The 15,299-nt window shown below is 67.4% G+C and carries 13 protein-coding genes; 7 read left to right on the top strand and 6 right to left on the bottom strand.

What is annotated here, in order from left to right:
- Positions 1–80 precede the first annotated feature (80 nt).
- From ACWDUM_RS08725 to ACWDUM_RS08710, 4 genes are all read left to right on the top strand, one after another.
- Entirely contained in the window at positions 81–1,535 is a 1,455-nt protein-coding gene (locus ACWDUM_RS08725) for a DUF4185 domain-containing protein (RefSeq protein WP_450133653.1), read from the top strand.
- A 29-nt stretch (positions 1,536–1,564) separates the two neighbouring features.
- The gene (locus tag ACWDUM_RS08720) at positions 1,565–2,050 is read left to right on the top strand and encodes a hypothetical protein (RefSeq protein WP_450133652.1); all 486 of its coding nucleotides are present in this window, start codon (positions 1,565–1,567) and stop codon (positions 2,048–2,050) included.
- Positions 2,051–2,464: 414 nt separating this feature from the next.
- The gene (locus ACWDUM_RS08715) at positions 2,465–2,911 is read left to right on the top strand and encodes a hypothetical protein (protein WP_450133651.1); all 447 of its coding nucleotides are present in this window, start codon (positions 2,465–2,467) and stop codon (positions 2,909–2,911) included.
- 335 nt (positions 2,912–3,246) lie between these two features.
- Complete coding sequence (locus ACWDUM_RS08710) at positions 3,247–3,864, top strand: hypothetical protein (RefSeq protein ID WP_450133650.1); 618 nt, start codon at positions 3,247–3,249, stop codon at positions 3,862–3,864.
- 251 nt (positions 3,865–4,115) lie between these two features.
- Here the strand turns inward: ACWDUM_RS08710 and ACWDUM_RS08705 are convergent, their stop codons facing one another.
- The 5 genes from ACWDUM_RS08705 to ACWDUM_RS08685 all read right to left on the bottom strand — a co-directional run bounded on the left by ACWDUM_RS08705 (position 4,116) and on the right by ACWDUM_RS08685 (position 11,606).
- Entirely contained in the window at positions 4,116–4,562 is a 447-nt protein-coding gene (locus ACWDUM_RS08705; protein WP_450113146.1) for a hypothetical protein, read from the bottom strand.
- Between the two features lie 71 nt (positions 4,563–4,633).
- Positions 4,634–6,574: an ABC transporter ATP-binding protein gene (locus ACWDUM_RS08700; RefSeq protein WP_450133649.1), complete on the bottom strand. Its 1,941-nt coding sequence runs from the start codon at positions 6,572–6,574 to the stop codon at positions 4,634–4,636.
- On the bottom strand, positions 6,571–8,304 hold the full coding sequence (locus tag ACWDUM_RS08695) for an ABC transporter ATP-binding protein (RefSeq protein ID WP_450133648.1): 1,734 nt from the start codon (positions 8,302–8,304) through the stop codon (positions 6,571–6,573). The genes ACWDUM_RS08700 and ACWDUM_RS08695 overlap by 4 nt, the downstream gene beginning before the upstream one ends.
- A 19-nt stretch (positions 8,305–8,323) precedes the next feature.
- The gene (locus ACWDUM_RS08690; protein WP_450133647.1) at positions 8,324–11,029 is read right to left on the bottom strand and encodes a cation-translocating P-type ATPase; all 2,706 of its coding nucleotides are present in this window, start codon (positions 11,027–11,029) and stop codon (positions 8,324–8,326) included.
- 106 nt (positions 11,030–11,135) lie between these two features.
- Positions 11,136–11,606, bottom strand: a complete 471-nt coding sequence (locus ACWDUM_RS08685) for an alpha-isopropylmalate synthase regulatory domain-containing protein (RefSeq protein ID WP_450113142.1) — start codon at positions 11,604–11,606, stop codon at positions 11,136–11,138.
- Positions 11,607–11,907: 301 nt separating this feature from the next.
- Between ACWDUM_RS08685 and ACWDUM_RS08680 the strand changes: the two genes are divergently transcribed.
- The 3 genes from ACWDUM_RS08680 (at position 11,908) to ACWDUM_RS08670 (ending at position 14,165) form a co-directional block, all read left to right on the top strand.
- The gene (locus ACWDUM_RS08680; RefSeq protein ID WP_450133646.1) at positions 11,908–12,642 is read left to right on the top strand and encodes a hypothetical protein; all 735 of its coding nucleotides are present in this window, start codon (positions 11,908–11,910) and stop codon (positions 12,640–12,642) included.
- A gap of 170 nt (positions 12,643–12,812) precedes the next feature.
- Positions 12,813–13,490: a hypothetical protein gene (locus ACWDUM_RS08675; protein WP_450133645.1), complete on the top strand. Its 678-nt coding sequence runs from the start codon at positions 12,813–12,815 to the stop codon at positions 13,488–13,490.
- Between the two features lie 504 nt (positions 13,491–13,994).
- Entirely contained in the window at positions 13,995–14,165 is a 171-nt protein-coding gene (locus ACWDUM_RS08670) for a hypothetical protein (RefSeq protein WP_450133644.1), read from the top strand.
- 73 nt (positions 14,166–14,238) lie between these two features.
- Here the strand turns inward: ACWDUM_RS08670 and ACWDUM_RS08665 are convergent, their stop codons facing one another.
- The gene (locus ACWDUM_RS08665) at positions 14,239–15,246 is read right to left on the bottom strand and encodes an NAD(P)H-dependent glycerol-3-phosphate dehydrogenase (protein WP_450113138.1); all 1,008 of its coding nucleotides are present in this window, start codon (positions 15,244–15,246) and stop codon (positions 14,239–14,241) included.
- Between the last annotated feature and the right edge of the window lie 53 nt (positions 15,247–15,299).

Raw genomic sequence — 15,299 nt, 5'->3', positions numbered from 1 at the left:
AGGCGGGCGACACGCGTACGTCGATGCCTGTTCGGCGGTTGGTGCCCGGATCGGGCACCCTGACACCCGAGGAGGTGCCGATGTCGAAGCGGGTTTCGGTGATCGCGGCGGTGTTCGCGGTGGTCGCGGCGGGCGGAATGGTCGGGGGCGGGTCCGTCGCGGGCGCGGAACCGGTGGTCGGGACGGGGCCGTGCGCGTCCGATCCGCCGGTCACGCACGAGTCGGTGATCCCGAAGAAGCTCGACATCCCGATCCCGTACCCGTGGGTCGAACCGGTGCCCTACCCGGCACCGGAGCCCGCCCCCGTGCGGATCGATCCGGAGCCGCTGCCCGCGGACCCGTGCCAGAACCCGTGCCCGGACCTGACAGACGTCCCGGATCCGCCGGGCGGCCTGTCGAGTGCGATCGGGCTGCCGGAGATCGGCCTCGACTTCAATCCGTTCATCTTCGGGATCCCGGTGCCCGGACCCGATCAAGGCCCGCAGCCCGAACCGCCGGTGGAGGTGCACCCGCCGACCGAGACCGCGCCGCGGGCACCGCAGCGCCCCGCCCCACAGGTGCGGAACGTCAGCATGGTCGCGAAGGTCACCGGCGCGAGCTCCACCAACCGCACCGACAAGCGCTGGCAGGTCAACGGCACCGACCTCGGAATCATGTGGGAGAGCGAACCCGGAAAGGTGGCCGTCGCGTTCGGGGACACCGTCGGCCGCGGCTTCCACCCGCCGGGCGGGCAGGGGGAGGACTGGCGCAGCAACGTCCTCGGGTTCAGCACCGACGGGGAGTTGTCCGACGGCCTGACCATCGACACCTTCGTGCAGGACAGCCGGTGCCACGCCGCGGAGGTGCTCAGCAGCCGCAAGAAGGACAACGTGGAGATCACCACGATCCCCACGTCCGGCTTCGCGATCGGCTCGCGCCAGTACATGAGCTACATGTCGATCCGCACCTGGAACAGCATCCCCGCCACCTGGTTCACCAACCACGGCGGCATTGCGTACTCCGATGACGGCGGCCAGACCTGGACCAAGGATCCGTATGCCCGGTGGGACAACATTTTCGGGGTGTCCCAGTTCCAGGTCGCGGCGATGGTGCCGCAGGGCGGGTACGTGTACATGTTCGGCACCCCCAACACCCGGCTCGGTGAGGTCGGCCTGGCCCGGGTGCCCGAGGACCAGGTGCTGAACAAGTCCGCCTACCAGTACTGGAGCAACGGGAACTGGACCGCGGTCGGGGGCCCGCACGCGGCGACCCCGATCATCCGTGGCACCGCCGGCGAACTGTCCGTCGACTACGACGACGCCCGCGGCGTCTGGCGCATCGGCTATCTCGACACGCTGCGTACGGGCATCACCATGCGTGAGTCCGACGCGCCTCAGGGCACCTGGTCGGAGCCCGTGCGGATGGTGGGCGTCGAGTCGTACCCCGAGTTGTACGGTGGGTTCATTCATCCGTGGTCGACCGCCGAGGACCTGTACTTCACGATCTCGACGTGGTCCGACTACAACGTCTACCTGATGCGCGCAGAGCTGGACTGACTCGGCGCCCCGACCCGAGGAGTACCGCCGTGCAGCAGTGGCCTGCGGACTGGCCGCGTCCCGCGAAGGACATCGCTACCGGCACGTCCGACGCTGCCGCCGCGGCGACGGCCGGTGACGCCGAGGCGTACGCCGACGCCGTCGACCGGTTGCTCACCGCGGATCCCGATCAGGTGCGGTCGGTCCATTCGGCGATGGTCCGGGAGTTGCTCGAGGACACTCACGCCGACGGGTTGACGGGCGAGGCGGTGCAGGACGTGCTCGAACGCTGCGCCCGCGCCGCCGCGGTGTGGTTGCCGACCCTCGACGTCAGCGCGCTCGCGGTCGTGCTCACCGGATCGCTCGGCCTCACCGACTACGACGAGGACACCGTCCGCGTCGGCTGGCACGTCGTCCTGCGGCACGCGCTGCTGGTGATCGCGGACCTGCTCGCCGTCGCGCAGGCGCCGGTGGACGGTTACCTGCGTCGCGCGATCGGCGAGATCGCCCGCGCCGAGACCGTCGAAATGCCCTGACAAGCGGCCTGTCTCGGCTGCCGGATGGGCCGACACCTAGGCGCGGTCCCGTTCCCTGTCGCGGCGTCGGTCACGGCTCGAGAACCATGCCGCTGCGCCCAGCACAGGAAGCGCGATGACGAGTGCGGAACTTCCGCGGTTGGATGGTTGGTCTCGGCGGTGGCTCCGAACTACTTCCTCCTTATCGTCGGGCGTGCGATCGCAGGGTTCCTTGTACCGGTGTTGTTCCTGAGCTACTCGCTGATTCGCGACGTTGGATCCTGGTCGCGGTCAGCTTCGGCCCGGCCTGGAGCTGAACCAGCAGTTCCACGCTCGGATTCCTGGTCGGTGGCCTGGCGTTGCTCGTCGGTTGGTACATCTCCGCGCGCGGTGCGTGAGCCGCTGGTAGATCTCGACGTCCTCAGGGAACGGGGTGTGTACCTGACGACGCTCGGCGCCGGCCTCGCCTACGGCACCACCGGTCTCTTCACGATCCTGCTTCCGAAGCTGGTGATGACTCCCGCAGTGCTGGTCCTCGGCTACGGGTTCGGTGTCATCCCTGAGGGATTCGCGATGTTCCAAGCCTCGCTCAGCGCAATGATCGTGCATTCGCGCTGCCTCGCCGCGTCAAGCAGGTGGAAGTTCCGGAGGCGGCTATCGAGAGGATCGACGACGCTGTCCTCGTATCCGAGACGGGGGTGGCTGCCCGACGAGAAGCAGCCGCAGACGAACGGCGCCGCGCACCGAATCATGTTCAAGAACAATCTCACTCGTGCGATCAGCAACGTCCTCGGCGGACGATGGCTGATCAGCTACCGCAAACTGACCCGACTGCGTGAGGTCACGGCGCCGTCGTTCCACGACTCCCGGCAGTCGCTGTGAACACGCTGTTCGCGAATCGGCACACTGAGCGGCACGGTTCTCCGCTGTCGGGCACGCATGCAGTCATGGTTGTTTGAAACGCAAAAATGCTCTGTACCAGAATGTTTCAAACTCATCCGGGATTCGTGGGCGCTGGGTACGCTGGCGCCGCGCGCATTCGGGGGTGGCGACGAATCGCCGAACCGGGGCGTCGCGACAGCCTTCCTCTCGAATGGAGTTTGTGTATGTCTGTTTCCACGATGCGGCGGTGTGCCTCCGTGGTACTGGCTTCGGCGATGGTGGCCGGAGGTGTCGCGTTCGGGTCCGGGGCTGCGAGTGCAGCAGGTGTCACCGGGATGGCATCCCACTACTCCCGCTTCGAGAACCTCCTGGTCACCAGGGGGGCGGCGAGCCGAACGGTCACGACCGCCCAGGGTGTTCATGATGCGGAGTCGCCTCACGTCTATGCGGGTCAGGAGTTGACGATCGGCACCACGTTCATCATGGCGGCTCCACCTGCCTACGACCCCGCGGACCGTCATGAGGAACGGGTGATCACCCGCATTGCCGATCACGTGTATGCCGGCCTCGAGTACGTTCCGGGCACCGCAAAGGTCGAGCTGGTTCGGAGTGGAGTCGTCACGGGCCTGGTCCGGACGGTTCAGGACGTCGTGCCCGAGCTCGGGGACGGGACGGTCTCGGTGACAGCGCCTGAGGGTGGCTGGCACGTCTACTCCACCAGCAAGAATGGGTCCCACTACGATTCCCAGACGGTGAACTTCACCGCGAAGTACCGGGTGCCGGACAATGTCCCGGACGGTACCCGCTACCCGACCGGCATCACGTTCGAGGTGGACGGACACGAAGGCAGTGTGGGGTGGCCGCGTCTCGATTGGGACGTCGTCGTCGGGGCGCCGCCGGACCCCACATCCACCGGGTCGGCGGACCTCACCTTCGGTAGCAGCAGCGGGTAGGGCTACCCGCAGGGCAACCTGGAGTAGGTCGACCCGTGACCCGTGGCCCTGTGCGTGATCACTACCCCTAGCAGGGTGAGGTCACGCACAGGCGGGTCAGCCGTGTAGCAGGTCGGCGCCGAAGCCGATCGCCCAGTGGCGCTGGCCGTCGTGTTCGCACAGCAGGAAGGTCGTCGGTGCGATCCGCGGCGATGTGCAGCTGGTGGAACCGGAGGATCTCCATCTGGAACCGGGCGATCGCCGTGCCATGACTACGAGATGGCCTGCTTCACGAGCGCGTGCAGCCTCTCCTCCACAGCATCGGTCACGGCGACGACGGCGAACGACGTCGGCCACATGTCGCCGTCGTCGAGGTTGGCCTTCTCGTCGAAGTTGACCGTCGGATACCGCGTGTCGAACTTGGACTTGGGCTGCACGAACATGACCACCTTGTCGTCGGCGTCCGCATAGGCCGGGAACCCGTAGAACGTTTTCGGCCGCAGTGCGGGAGCTTCCTCGGCGACGATCCGATGGAACGCCGTCGCGACCTCGCGGTCGATCCCCGCGAGCGCGTCGATCGCGTCGACGCACGCCTCGAGCTCGCGGGCCTGCTTCGCGGCACCCTTGAGGCCCTTCGTCGAGCGCAACTCGTCGGCACGCTGCTTCATCGCGGCCTTCTCGTCGGAGGAGAATCCCGAACCTTCACTGGTTGTGTTCATGAGAATCACGCTACGTCGGGACGGCGCCGCCCGCTTCTCGAATCCTGATCGGTCCGCGGTGCCAGCGCCGCTCAGCCGCCGTGCACAGGTACGGCCTCCGGCTCCTCCTCGATCGGCCCCGTGAACTGGCTGACGTACAGGTCGCGGTAGGCGCCGCGGGCGGCGAGCAGTTCGTCGTGGGTGCCCTGCTCGACGATGTGGCCGTCCTCCATGACGACGATGACGTCGGCGTCGCGGATCGTCGAAAGCCGGTGCGCGATGACGAAACTCGTCCGGTCGGTGCGCAGGTTCGCCATCGCCTTCTGGATGAGCAGTTCGGTTCGGGTGTCCACGGAGCTCGTCGCCTCGTCGAGGATGAGGACGACGGGCTTGGCGAGGAACGCGCGGGCGATCGTGATGAGCTGTCGCTCACCGGCGCTCACTCCGCCACCCTCGTCGTCGAGGACGGTGTCGTACCCGTCGGGCAGGGTGCGCACGAAATGCTCGACGTGGCTGAGTTCCGCGGCCTCCATCACCTCCTCGCGAGTGGCGGACGGGTCACCGTAGGCGATGTTCTCGTAGATGGTGCCGCCGAACAGCCACGAATCCTGCAACACCATGCCGGTGCGCTCGCGGAGGTCGTCGCGGGTCATCTCCTGCGAGTCGACGCCGTCGACGCGGATCGTCCCGGTGTCGACGTCGTAGAACCGCATGATGAGGTTCACCAGGGTCGTCTTGCCCGCGCCGGTCGGTCCGACGATGGCGACCATGTGTCCGGGTTCGGCCACCAGCGTGAGGTTCTCGATGAGCGGCTTCTCGGGTACGTACCTGAACGAGACGTCCTCGAATTCGATGCGCCCGCAGTTGGTCTGCGGTGTCATCGGATGCGTCGGGTCGGGTGTCTGCTCGTCGGCGTCGAGGATGTCGAAGATCCGTTCCGCGGACGCAACGCCGCTCTGCAGGAGGTTGAACATGGCGCCGATCTGCGCGAGTGGCTGGGTGAACTGACGCGAGTACTGGATGAACGCCTGCACCGACCCGAGGCTGAGCGCGCCGGATGCGACCTGCAGTCCGCCGACGACGGCGACCGCCACGTAGTTCAGGTTGCCGAGGAACATGATCGCGGGCTGCACCAGGCCCGAGATGAACTGGGCCCGCCAACTCGACTGGTAGAGCTTGTCGTTGCGTTCGTCGAACTCGTCCTCGACCTCACGTTGGCGGCCGAACGCCTGCAGGAGTTCGTGTCCCGTGAAGGCCTCCTCGACCTGTGCATTGAGCTTGCCGGTCGACGACCACTGCGCGGAGAAGTGCGGTTTGGACCTGCGCGCGATCAGCATCGTCGCGACGAGGGCCAGCGGGATCGTCACCAGCGAGATGAGCGCCAGCAGCGGCGAGATCGAGAACATCATCACGAGGATCGCGATGACGGTGAGCACCGAGTTCAGCAGCTGGGAAATGGTCTGCTGCAAGCTCTGCGAGAGGTTGTCGAGGTCGTTGGTGACCCGGCTGAGGAGGTCTCCGCGGGGGATCGTGTCGTAGTACCGCAGCGGGAGCCGGTGCAGCTTCGCCTCCACATCGGCGCGCAGTCGCCGAATCGTTCCGACGACGACGATGTTGAGGAGGTAGGCGCCGATCCACGACAGCAGTGCCGACCCCACGTACAGGGCGAGGACGATCAGCAGGACCCGCCCGACGGCGGTGAAGTCGACCCCGACTCCGGGGATCACGTCCATCGAACTCACCATGTCCGCGTACGTGTCCTGGCCCTGCGTGCGGAGCCCCGCGACCGCCTGGTCCTTCGTGACGCCCGCCGGAAGGGTCTGTCCGATGACGCCGTCGAAGATGAGGTCGGTGGCGTGGCCGAGTACCCGCGGGGCGATCGCGGTGAGAACGACAGCCCCGACGATGGTCAGCAGGACGGTGACCATGAAGCCGCGGTAGGTGAGCAGCAGGTGCACCAGGCGTTTCATCGACGGTCCGAACGACCGTGCCTTCCGGACCGGCGCCGTCATCGGTCCCCGCGGGCCCGTCACGACAGCTCCGCGATCGCGAGCTGGGACTGGACGATCTCGGCGTACGTCGGACAGTCCGTGATCAGATCGTCGTGTCTCCCGAGGCCGACGATGCGCCCGCGGTCGAGGACGACGATCTGGTCGGCGTCCATGATCGTCGAGACACGTTGCGCGACGATGATCACCGCGGCCGTCATCGTCTCGGGTCGTAGTGCCGATCTCAGGCGGGCGTCGGTGGAGAGGTCGAGTGCGGAGAAGGAGTCGTCGAACAGGTAGATCGCCGGCCGGCGGACCACAGCCCGTGCGATCGCGAGGCGCTGACGCTGACCGCCCGAGACGGTGGTGCCGCCCTGGGCGATCGGGGTGTCCAACCCTTCGGGCATCGCCCGGACGAATTCGTCGGCCTGGGCGATGCGCAGCGCCTCCCAGACCTCGTCGTCCGTCGCGTCCGGTTTCCCGTGCCGCACATTGGAGGCGACGGTCCCCGAGAACAGATACGCCCGCTGGGGCACCAGGCCGATCACGGAACGCAGGGCGTCGGGGTCGAGGCGGCGGACGTCGGTGCCGCCGACCGCAACAGAACCGGCGGTGGCGTCGATCAGGCGCGGCACCAGTCCGATCAGCGTCGTCTTGCCCGATCCGGTCGACCCGACGATCGCCGTCGTGGTGCCGGGCTCGACACGGAAGGTCATGTCCTGCAGCACCGGAGTGTCGGCGCCTGGATACCGGAACTCCGCCCCCCGGAACTCCACGACACCGGGATTGCCGGCGAACCCGAGCGGGGCGACGGGGCGCACCACCGACGACTCCGTGTCGAGCACCTCCGAGATCCGCTCCGCGCACACCGCCGCGCGCGGCGCCATCATCGCGAGGAACGACGCCATCATCACCGACATCAGGATCTGCATGACATAGCTGATCATCGCGGTGAGTGCGCCGATCTCCACGCTGCCGTCGGCGACCTTGTGCCCACCGACCCAGATGATCGCGACGATGGTCACGTTCGTGATGAGCATGACGACGGGGAACATCAGCGCCATCATGCGACCGACGCTCAGGCTGGCGTCGGCGAGGGAGTCGTTGGCGACGGCGAACCGGCGCATCTCGTGGCGTTCCCGGACGAACGCGCGCACCACCCGGATGCCCGTGATCTGCTCGCGCATGACTCGGTTCACGTTGTCCAGACGTGCCTGCATCGCCCGGAATCCGGGGATCATCACCCGGATGATCAGGGCCATCACGATTCCGAGGACAGGGACCGCCACGACCAGGATCCATGCCAGGCCGGGTGCCACGTGGAGACCCATGACGATCCCACCGATGCACATGATCGGTGCCATCACCAGGATCGCCGCCCCCATCACCAGCAGCAGCTGAATCTGCTGGACGTCGTTCGTGGACCGGGTGATCAGCGAGGGAGCGCCGAACGTGCCGACCTCGCGGGCCGAGAAGGTGTTCACGCGGTGCAGCAGGTCGTGCCGGAGGTCGCGGCCGACGCCGAGTGCGCCTCGGGCGCCGAAGAACTGGGCGATCACCATGCAGAGCACCTGCACGGAGGCGACCACGAGCATCCAGCCGCCGATGCGCAGGATGTACTCGGTGTCGCCCTTCGCGACGCCGTTGTCGATGATGTCGGCGTTGAGCGTCGGCAGGTACAGCATCGCGGCGGTGGCGATGAACTGCAGGACCACCACCGCGGCGACGTACCGTCGATAGCGCGACAGGTACGTGACGATCAGATTGGTCAGCATGTCCGGGTTCCCCTTCCGGTCACTTCCACACCGCTCGCACGACGGCCTTGCGGATCTCCTCGATCACGACGATCGACGATGCCACCGCGATGGCGAACAGCCACTGGCTCCCCGTCAACGACGTGGTGTCGAACAGGTCCTGGAGGAAGGCGACGTTGACGACCGCGACGTGCAGGACGACGACCCCTGCCAGTGCGACCCAGATGGTGTGGTTCGTGAAGGTCTGCATCGAGAAGATGCTGCCCCTGTCCGAGCGCACGTTGAGCAGGTTGAAGACCTGATAGAAGACGAATGTCGTGAACGCGAGTGTCGTTGCGAACAGCGGATTGTCGGCACTCTCGGGAAAGACGTCATCGGCGAACACGAGGACGAGGATGGTGCCGGTGGCCATCGCGACACCGAGGGTGAGGATCCGGAGCAGACGGTTGCGGGTGAGGAGCCGCTCGTCGGGTGGGCGCGGCTTCTCCTTCATGATGTCCGGGTCGGTCGGATCGACACCGAGGGCGAGGGCGGGCGGGCCGTCCATGATGATGTTGACCCACAGGATCTGCAGCGCGGTGAACGGTGCGCCCCCTGCGATCCCGAAAACGCCCGCGGTGAGGAAGATCAGCACGAAACCCCAGGCCGTCGTGAGCTGGAACTTCACGAACTTGAGGATGTTCGCGTAGATCCCGCGTCCCTCGCGGACCGCCGCGACGATCGTGGCGAAGTTGTCGTCGGTGAGGATCATCTTCGCCGCGCTCTTGGACACGTCGGTTCCCGTGATGCCCATGGCGATTCCGATGTCGGCCTGCTTGAGGGCGGGAGCGTCGTTGACGCCGTCGCCGGTCATCGCGACGATGTGGCCCTCCGCCTGCAGCGCCTCGACGTAGCGGATCTTGTGTTCCGGGGCGACTCGGGCAAGAACACCGAGATGTCCTGCGCGGGAACGCAATGTCTCGGAGTCGATCCGGTCGAGGTCGGCGCCGGAGAGGGCGTCGCCGACGATGCCGAGGTCGCCTGCGATCGCCGACGCCGTCGTCAGGTGGTCGCCGGTGATCATGTGGACCTCGATGCCCGCGGTGTGCGCGATCTCGATGGCGTCGCGCGCCTCCGGTCGCGGCGGGTCGACGATGCCGACGACGGCGTAGACGGTGAGGTCGTCGACGGCGTCCTGCAGTGCCTGCGCATCCTCGGGCAGGGCGTCGAGGGTGCGGCCCGCGATCATGAGGGTGCGCAGGCCGTCCCGCGCGAGATCGTCGACCGCCGTGAGGATCGTGGTGCGGTCCGCTTCGGTGATGAGGCGGTCGGTGTCACCCTCACGCAGGCGGGTCGCGCGAGTCAGCAGCACACCCGCGGCGCCCTTGGCGTAACAGCGGATCCGGTCGACCCCTTCCGGTGTCCGCGTGGCATGAAATGTCGCCATGAACTTGTACTCGGAGTCGAACGGGACCTCCGCCAGTCGCGGGTGGCTCTTGCGCGCCCCCTGGACGTCGATGCCACCCTTCTCGGCGAGCACCACCAGCGCGCCCTCTGTCGGATCACCGACCAGTGCGGCGTCCCGAACCGACGCGTCGTTGCACAGCGCCATCGCGAGAAAGCCACGTCGCAGGTCGGGGAAGGGGAGCTCGCCGTCGCTGAGGAAGTGGCCGTCCGTCGAATAGCCCTCGCCGGTGACGCGGAAACTCTGCCCTGCTGCCTCCAGCCGCCGGACGGTCATCTCGTTGAGGGTGAGCGTCCCGGTCTTGTCGGTGGCGATTTGCGTCGTGCTGCCGAGGGTTTCGACGGCCGCCAACTGTTTGACGATCGCGCCCCGTTTCGCGAGCCGCGAGGCGCCCATCGCGAGGGTGAATGCGACGACCGCCGTCAACCCCTCCGGGATGGTGGCGACGGCGAGCGACACCGCCGTCAGCAGCAGATCCGACCACGACTCGCCGCGCGCGAGGCCGAGCGCGAAGACGATCACGACGACCACGAGCGCGATCCCGGTGAGCAGCGTCGCCAGCTGGTCGATGCGCCGCTGCAACGGTGTCTTGTCGGTGCCCGCGGTGCCCAGCAGGGTGGCGATCGCACCGATCTGGGTGTTCATGCCGGTCCCGGTCACCGCCATCGCCGCGCGTCCGCGCGTCACCTCGGTGTTCATGAACAGGGTGTTCGTGCGGTCGCCGATCGGCAGGTCTGGATCGTCGAGCGCGTCGACGGTCTTGTCGACCGGCTGCGATTCGCCGGTGAGCGCGGATTCGGCAACCTGCAGTCGGGCCGCGTCGACCACGCGCCCGTCTGCGGGGACCGCGTCCCCCGCCTCCAGCAGCACGATGTCCCCGGGGACGAGCTCGGTTCGGGGCACGAGTTGTTCGCGTCCGTCGCGGCGGACCCGCGACTGCGAGACGGACATGTCGCGCAGGGCCTGCAGGCTGTCCTCCGCCCTGGTCTCCTGCACGTAGTTGAGCACCGTGTTCAGGGTGATCACGGCGAGGATGACGACGGGCGTCTCCCACTCCTTGGAGACGAGTGCACTGATCGCCGCCGCGACCACGAGGACGAGGGTCATCTTGTCCGCGAGCAGCCGAATGATCTTGCGCAGCGCCGACTCTCCGGCCTCCTCCTGCAGCACGTTCTCGCCGTACTCGGCGCGGCGTCGGCTGACCTCGGTGTCGGACAGGCCCCGGTCGACGTCGACTCCCAGCGATGCGAGGAGGTCCTGCGCGGTGGCGGTGTGGACGCCGCCGGGCGTGGTCGCGGTCATGCGTGCTCCTGCCGAAATGCCTACACGGGTGGGTCGGAGGGTGCAGGTTTCACTGTAGGAGCGGGGGAGTCGAGGCGCAGGAGGAGCGATGCGCGGCGCGTCGCCGTCAGCCGTGCAGCAGGTTCGCGCCCGCGATCATCGCCTCGATCGACGACTCCGTCGGGTCGGCGCCGAACCCGATCGCCCAGTGCCGGTGACCGTCGTGCTCACACAGCAGGACGGTCGCGATCCGGTCGGCCGCGATGTGCAACTGATGGAAGGAGAGGATCTCCATCTGGAAGCCGGCGTCGTAGAGCATCGTGGTCAGCGCGGACACCGGGCCGGACGCGATCGTGGAAGCCTGTGCGATGGTGTCACCGATGCCGAGGGTGGCCTTGAATTCGCTGGTCCCGGCACCGAGCGGGGTCACCGACCAACTACCGAAGCGGATCGGACCGTTCGACGGCGAGTAGGTGGCGAGGAAGGTGCGCCAGCTCATGCCCGCGCAGTCCGCGCGCATCTCCCGGGGCAGCGGCATCCCGAATCGTGCCGAGAACGGGTCGGCGATGGGGTGGGTGGTGTTCGCGGTGGCATTCATGGGGGTGGTCTTCCTGAATGGAAAGGGAGGACCAACGCGTAGCTCAACGACCCGCAGCGAGGGGTCGGTCCGATTCAGACCCCGCTACGGCGGCGAACTACGAGAATGCGCGTCATAGCGCCCCACCTTAGGTATGCGAAGCGTTTCGTGCAACCCGCGCGCGGGCCGATCATCGGAATGATTTCCCCGAAAACGGACCTCGAGTTGGACGCTTGACCTATAAAGGGTGCGCGTGACGGGCGAATGGCCGAACGGACGGCAACTGGTCGCGTATCCGAGTGACATCTACTGGAGGATCTGCATGTCCCGTACTTCCCTTCGCCGCACCGCGTCCGCCCTGGCCGCGACCGCCCTGATCGCCGGCGGCCTCGCTGTCGGTGCAGGTCCCGCTGCTGCCGTCGGCTCGTCCGATCTGGGCAGCTCCAGCGAGGGCGCGGCTGCCCCCGTCGAGCAGAAGCCGACCTCGGCGACCGCCGAGACCAGCAACCTGCGCATCACCAAGTCCGTCGTCGGCGACGGCACCGTCGTCCCCGGTGGGCAGGTCACCTACCGGACCACGGTCTCGGTGCCGAGCGGCCTGGACCGCGGGATCACCAAGATCTCCGATATCCACCCGGCCGGGTTCAAGTACGTCGACGGCAGCGCGAAGCTCACCGCGTGGTACCTCGTCGGCGGTACGCAGACGTCGTCGGTCACCCCCACGGTGGCCGACGACGAGAACCGCGTCACCGCCGCGAACCTGCCGCTCGGCTGGATCGCCTCCTCCGCGGGCGCGAGCATCACCCTCGAGGTGACCTACGAGGTGCCGGCGGACGCCACGCCCGGGACCGCCCTCGACAGCGGTGCGTCCTTCGACGTGCTGACCTTCGCGAGCACCCAGAAGTTCGATCCGATGGGCGTGTGGGTCACCGTGCGTAACCCCAACCTCGGTGAGGCCGTCGGCTCCGCCGAACTGGGCCTCGGCTCGTCCGATGGCGAGGACCCCGCAGCCTTCGTCACCGGCCTCCTCGGCGGCGTGATCGGCAACGGCAGCTAGCTCCGGTTCCGCAACGCGAGGGCCGCCCGGGAAACCCGGGCGGCCCTCGTTCGTGTTGAACGCAATTATCAACGGCCGCAATTGTTTTGATACGTCAGTCGGATTGGTGTGGATGACCATAGGATCCGATGCGATCGGGGCGGAGCGCGCCCTGTCGTGAGCCGTGAGGGGTGGAGATGATTCGTTCGGTTGTGGGTCGGGTGGTGGCGTCGGTCGCGGCGACGGCGCTGGCGGTCGGCGTGGGTGTCGTGGCCGGTGCCGGCACCGCGTCGGCTTCAGGAATATTCGATATGGGCGTATCACTCCAGCATGAGACGGTGGAGAATATTCTCGTCGAGAGGTACGCGTGGGGGAAGCCCACCGGCACGATCGCGAAGGGCACAATGGTTCGTGCCGGAGACGAGATCGTCTTCACGACCTCATTCCGGCTGGTCGGCGAGCCGGATGAGCGGCTGGTCACAAGGATCACCGAGCACGGCCCGGACGGGTTCGAGTACGTCCCGGGGAGCGCCACACTCACGGCTGCGGATGCCGCCGGCGTGGACTACAGCGAAACCGTCACGCCCGAGGTGGGTGCGGACGGCATCACGTGGAGGGCGCCCGGTGCCGGATGGTCGCTCGGCAACGTCAATATCAGTGTCAGGTATCGCGCCCCGCAGTTCGTGATTCCCTCCTGGGTGAACGGCGGAGGGGTCACCTTCGACGTGGCCGGGCTGGGGGAGAATCTGGGCTGGCCGAACCTGGGTCCGTCGGTGCAGGTCTACTTGCCGGAGAGTGTCGACCCCTCGGGTTCGTCCTCGCAGATCGGCGGACTCGGTTCCGCGATGCTCGGCAGCTCCGCCAGTTGACGGCTGCCGATCCGATCGTGGGCCGCCCGGGAATTCCGGGCGGCCCTCGTTTGTGTTGAACTCAATGATGCACGGCAGCAATAGTTTTGAAATCTCCGGTGGGTTGGCGCCGGTGACTCCGGGATTCGGTGCGGCCGGGGGACCATGCCCCGTCATGACCTCGCATTCTGTATGTCACGTATCGCGCCCCGCTACTCACGATCCCCTCCCAGGTGGACGGAGGTGGGGTCACCTTCGACGTGGCCGGTCTCGGGGAAGATCTGGGGTCGCCGAGCATGGGACTGCCGGTGGACATCGGCGTGCCGAGCGTTGTCGACCCCTTCGTTTCTTCGCGAAACGCCTTCGGTAGCTGACGGCTGCTGATCCAACCGTGGGTCGCCCGAGTGCTTCGGGCGACCCTCGTTTGCGTTGAACGCAATTATGAATGGCCACAATTGTTTTGAATCGACGAAGGCTGGTGTGTGGGGGCTCTACCGTGCTCCGCAGAAGATACCGACGGGCACCGTGCTCGGTACCGGAGTGACCTTCGACGTCGCCGGACACGAGGGCAGTGTGGGGTGGCCGGACATGGGCAAGGTCACCATAGTGGCAGATCCGGACCCGTTCGGTCTCGGATCGCTGTTCGACCCGTTCGGCAGCAGCGGCGGCAAGGGCTACCCGCAGGGCAACCTGTAGCCAGACGACGACGCTGCACGAAGCCTCGACGAAGGGCCTCCGGGATCGATTGTTGCCGACGGCCCTTCGCCGATCAGGCCAGGTCGTCCTCGTCCCCGGCGGCGACCTGCCGCAGCCCGCGGTACGCCTCCTCGGGGGTCCGGCGTCCGGCGATGACGGCCTCGACCTCGGCCGCGATCGGCATCTCCACATCGTGGTCGCGGGCCAGTTCCATCACCGTCGGCGCGGTCTTCACTCCTTCGGCGACCTGTCCGAGTTCGGCGACGGCTTGTTCGGTCGTCAGTCCCTTGGCAAGGTACTCGCCGACCCGCCGGTTGCGCGAGGACGGACTGATGCAGGTGGCTATCAGGTCGCCCACCCCGGTCAGGCCCGCAAAGGTGCGCGGGTGGGCGCCCATGGCCTCGCCGAGCCGGATCATCTCCGCGAGTCCCCGGGCGAGCACCATGGCGCGGGTGTTGTCGCCGACACCGAGCCCGTCGGCCATGCCCGCCGCGATCGCGACGATGTTCTTGAGGATGCCGCCGAGTTCGCAACCGAGGACGTCGGTGTTGCGGTACACGCGGAACACCGGGGACGCGAACAGCGGCTGCAGCGCCTCGGCCACGCGTTCGTCCTGCATCGCGACGACCGTGGCCGCGGCCTTGCCGTCGAGGATCTCCTTGGCGAGGTTCGGTCCGGCCATCAGCCCGACCGGATGACCGGGCAGGCATTCGGCGATCACCTCGGTGGGCCGCTTCCGTGTCCCGGGCTCGAGGCCTTTCGCCAGTGAGAGCACCGGCACCCAGGCCCGCAGGTCGTTGGTGATCTCGCTCAGCGTGGCCCGGACCGCGTGCGAGGGCACGCCCACGACGAGGACGTCGGCCTCGTGCGCGGCCTCGACGATGTCGGCGGTGGCCCGCAGGCCCTTCGGCAGTGGCCGGTCGCCGAGGTAGCGGGTGTTGCGGTGCGCGCGGTTGATCTCGTCGGCGACGTCGGGTTCCCTGGCCCACACCAGGGTCGGGGTGTTGCGCGTGGCCAGCGACGCCACCGTCGTCCCCCACGATCCGGCGCCCAACACGACCACCTGGACCGGCCGGGCCATCAGCGACCACCGCACGCGTTGGCAATCATCGTTCCAGGCTCCCACCGGGATCA

It is taken from the genome of Rhodococcus sp. NPDC003322 (assembly GCF_053589555.1).
The sequence above is the reverse complement of the archived record's forward strand: the minus strand, read 5'-3'. Positions and strand labels throughout refer to the sequence as shown.

Bases quoted from the DNA above. Each gene is read 5' to 3' on its own strand.
- ACWDUM_RS08665 (WP_450113138.1), bottom strand. From the start codon at position 15,246: ATGGCCCGGCCGGTCCAGGTGGTCGTGTTGGGCGCCGGATCGTGGGGG.
- ACWDUM_RS08690 (WP_450133647.1), bottom strand. From the start codon at position 11,029: ATGACCGCGACCACGCCCGGCGGCGTCCACACCGCCACCGCGCAGGAC.
- ACWDUM_RS08725 (WP_450133653.1), top strand. From the start codon at position 81: ATGTCGAAGCGGGTTTCGGTGATCGCGGCGGTGTTCGCGGTGGTCGCG.
- ACWDUM_RS08710 (WP_450133650.1), top strand. From the start codon at position 3,247: ATGGCATCCCACTACTCCCGCTTCGAGAACCTCCTGGTCACCAGGGGG.
- ACWDUM_RS08705 (WP_450113146.1), bottom strand. From the start codon at position 4,562: ATGAACACAACCAGTGAAGGTTCGGGATTCTCCTCCGACGAGAAGGCC.
- ACWDUM_RS08680 (WP_450133646.1), top strand. From the start codon at position 11,908: ATGTCCCGTACTTCCCTTCGCCGCACCGCGTCCGCCCTGGCCGCGACC.
- ACWDUM_RS08695 (WP_450133648.1), bottom strand. From the start codon at position 8,304: ATGCTGACCAATCTGATCGTCACGTACCTGTCGCGCTATCGACGGTAC.
- ACWDUM_RS08685 (WP_450113142.1), bottom strand. From the start codon at position 11,606: ATGAATGCCACCGCGAACACCACCCACCCCATCGCCGACCCGTTCTCG.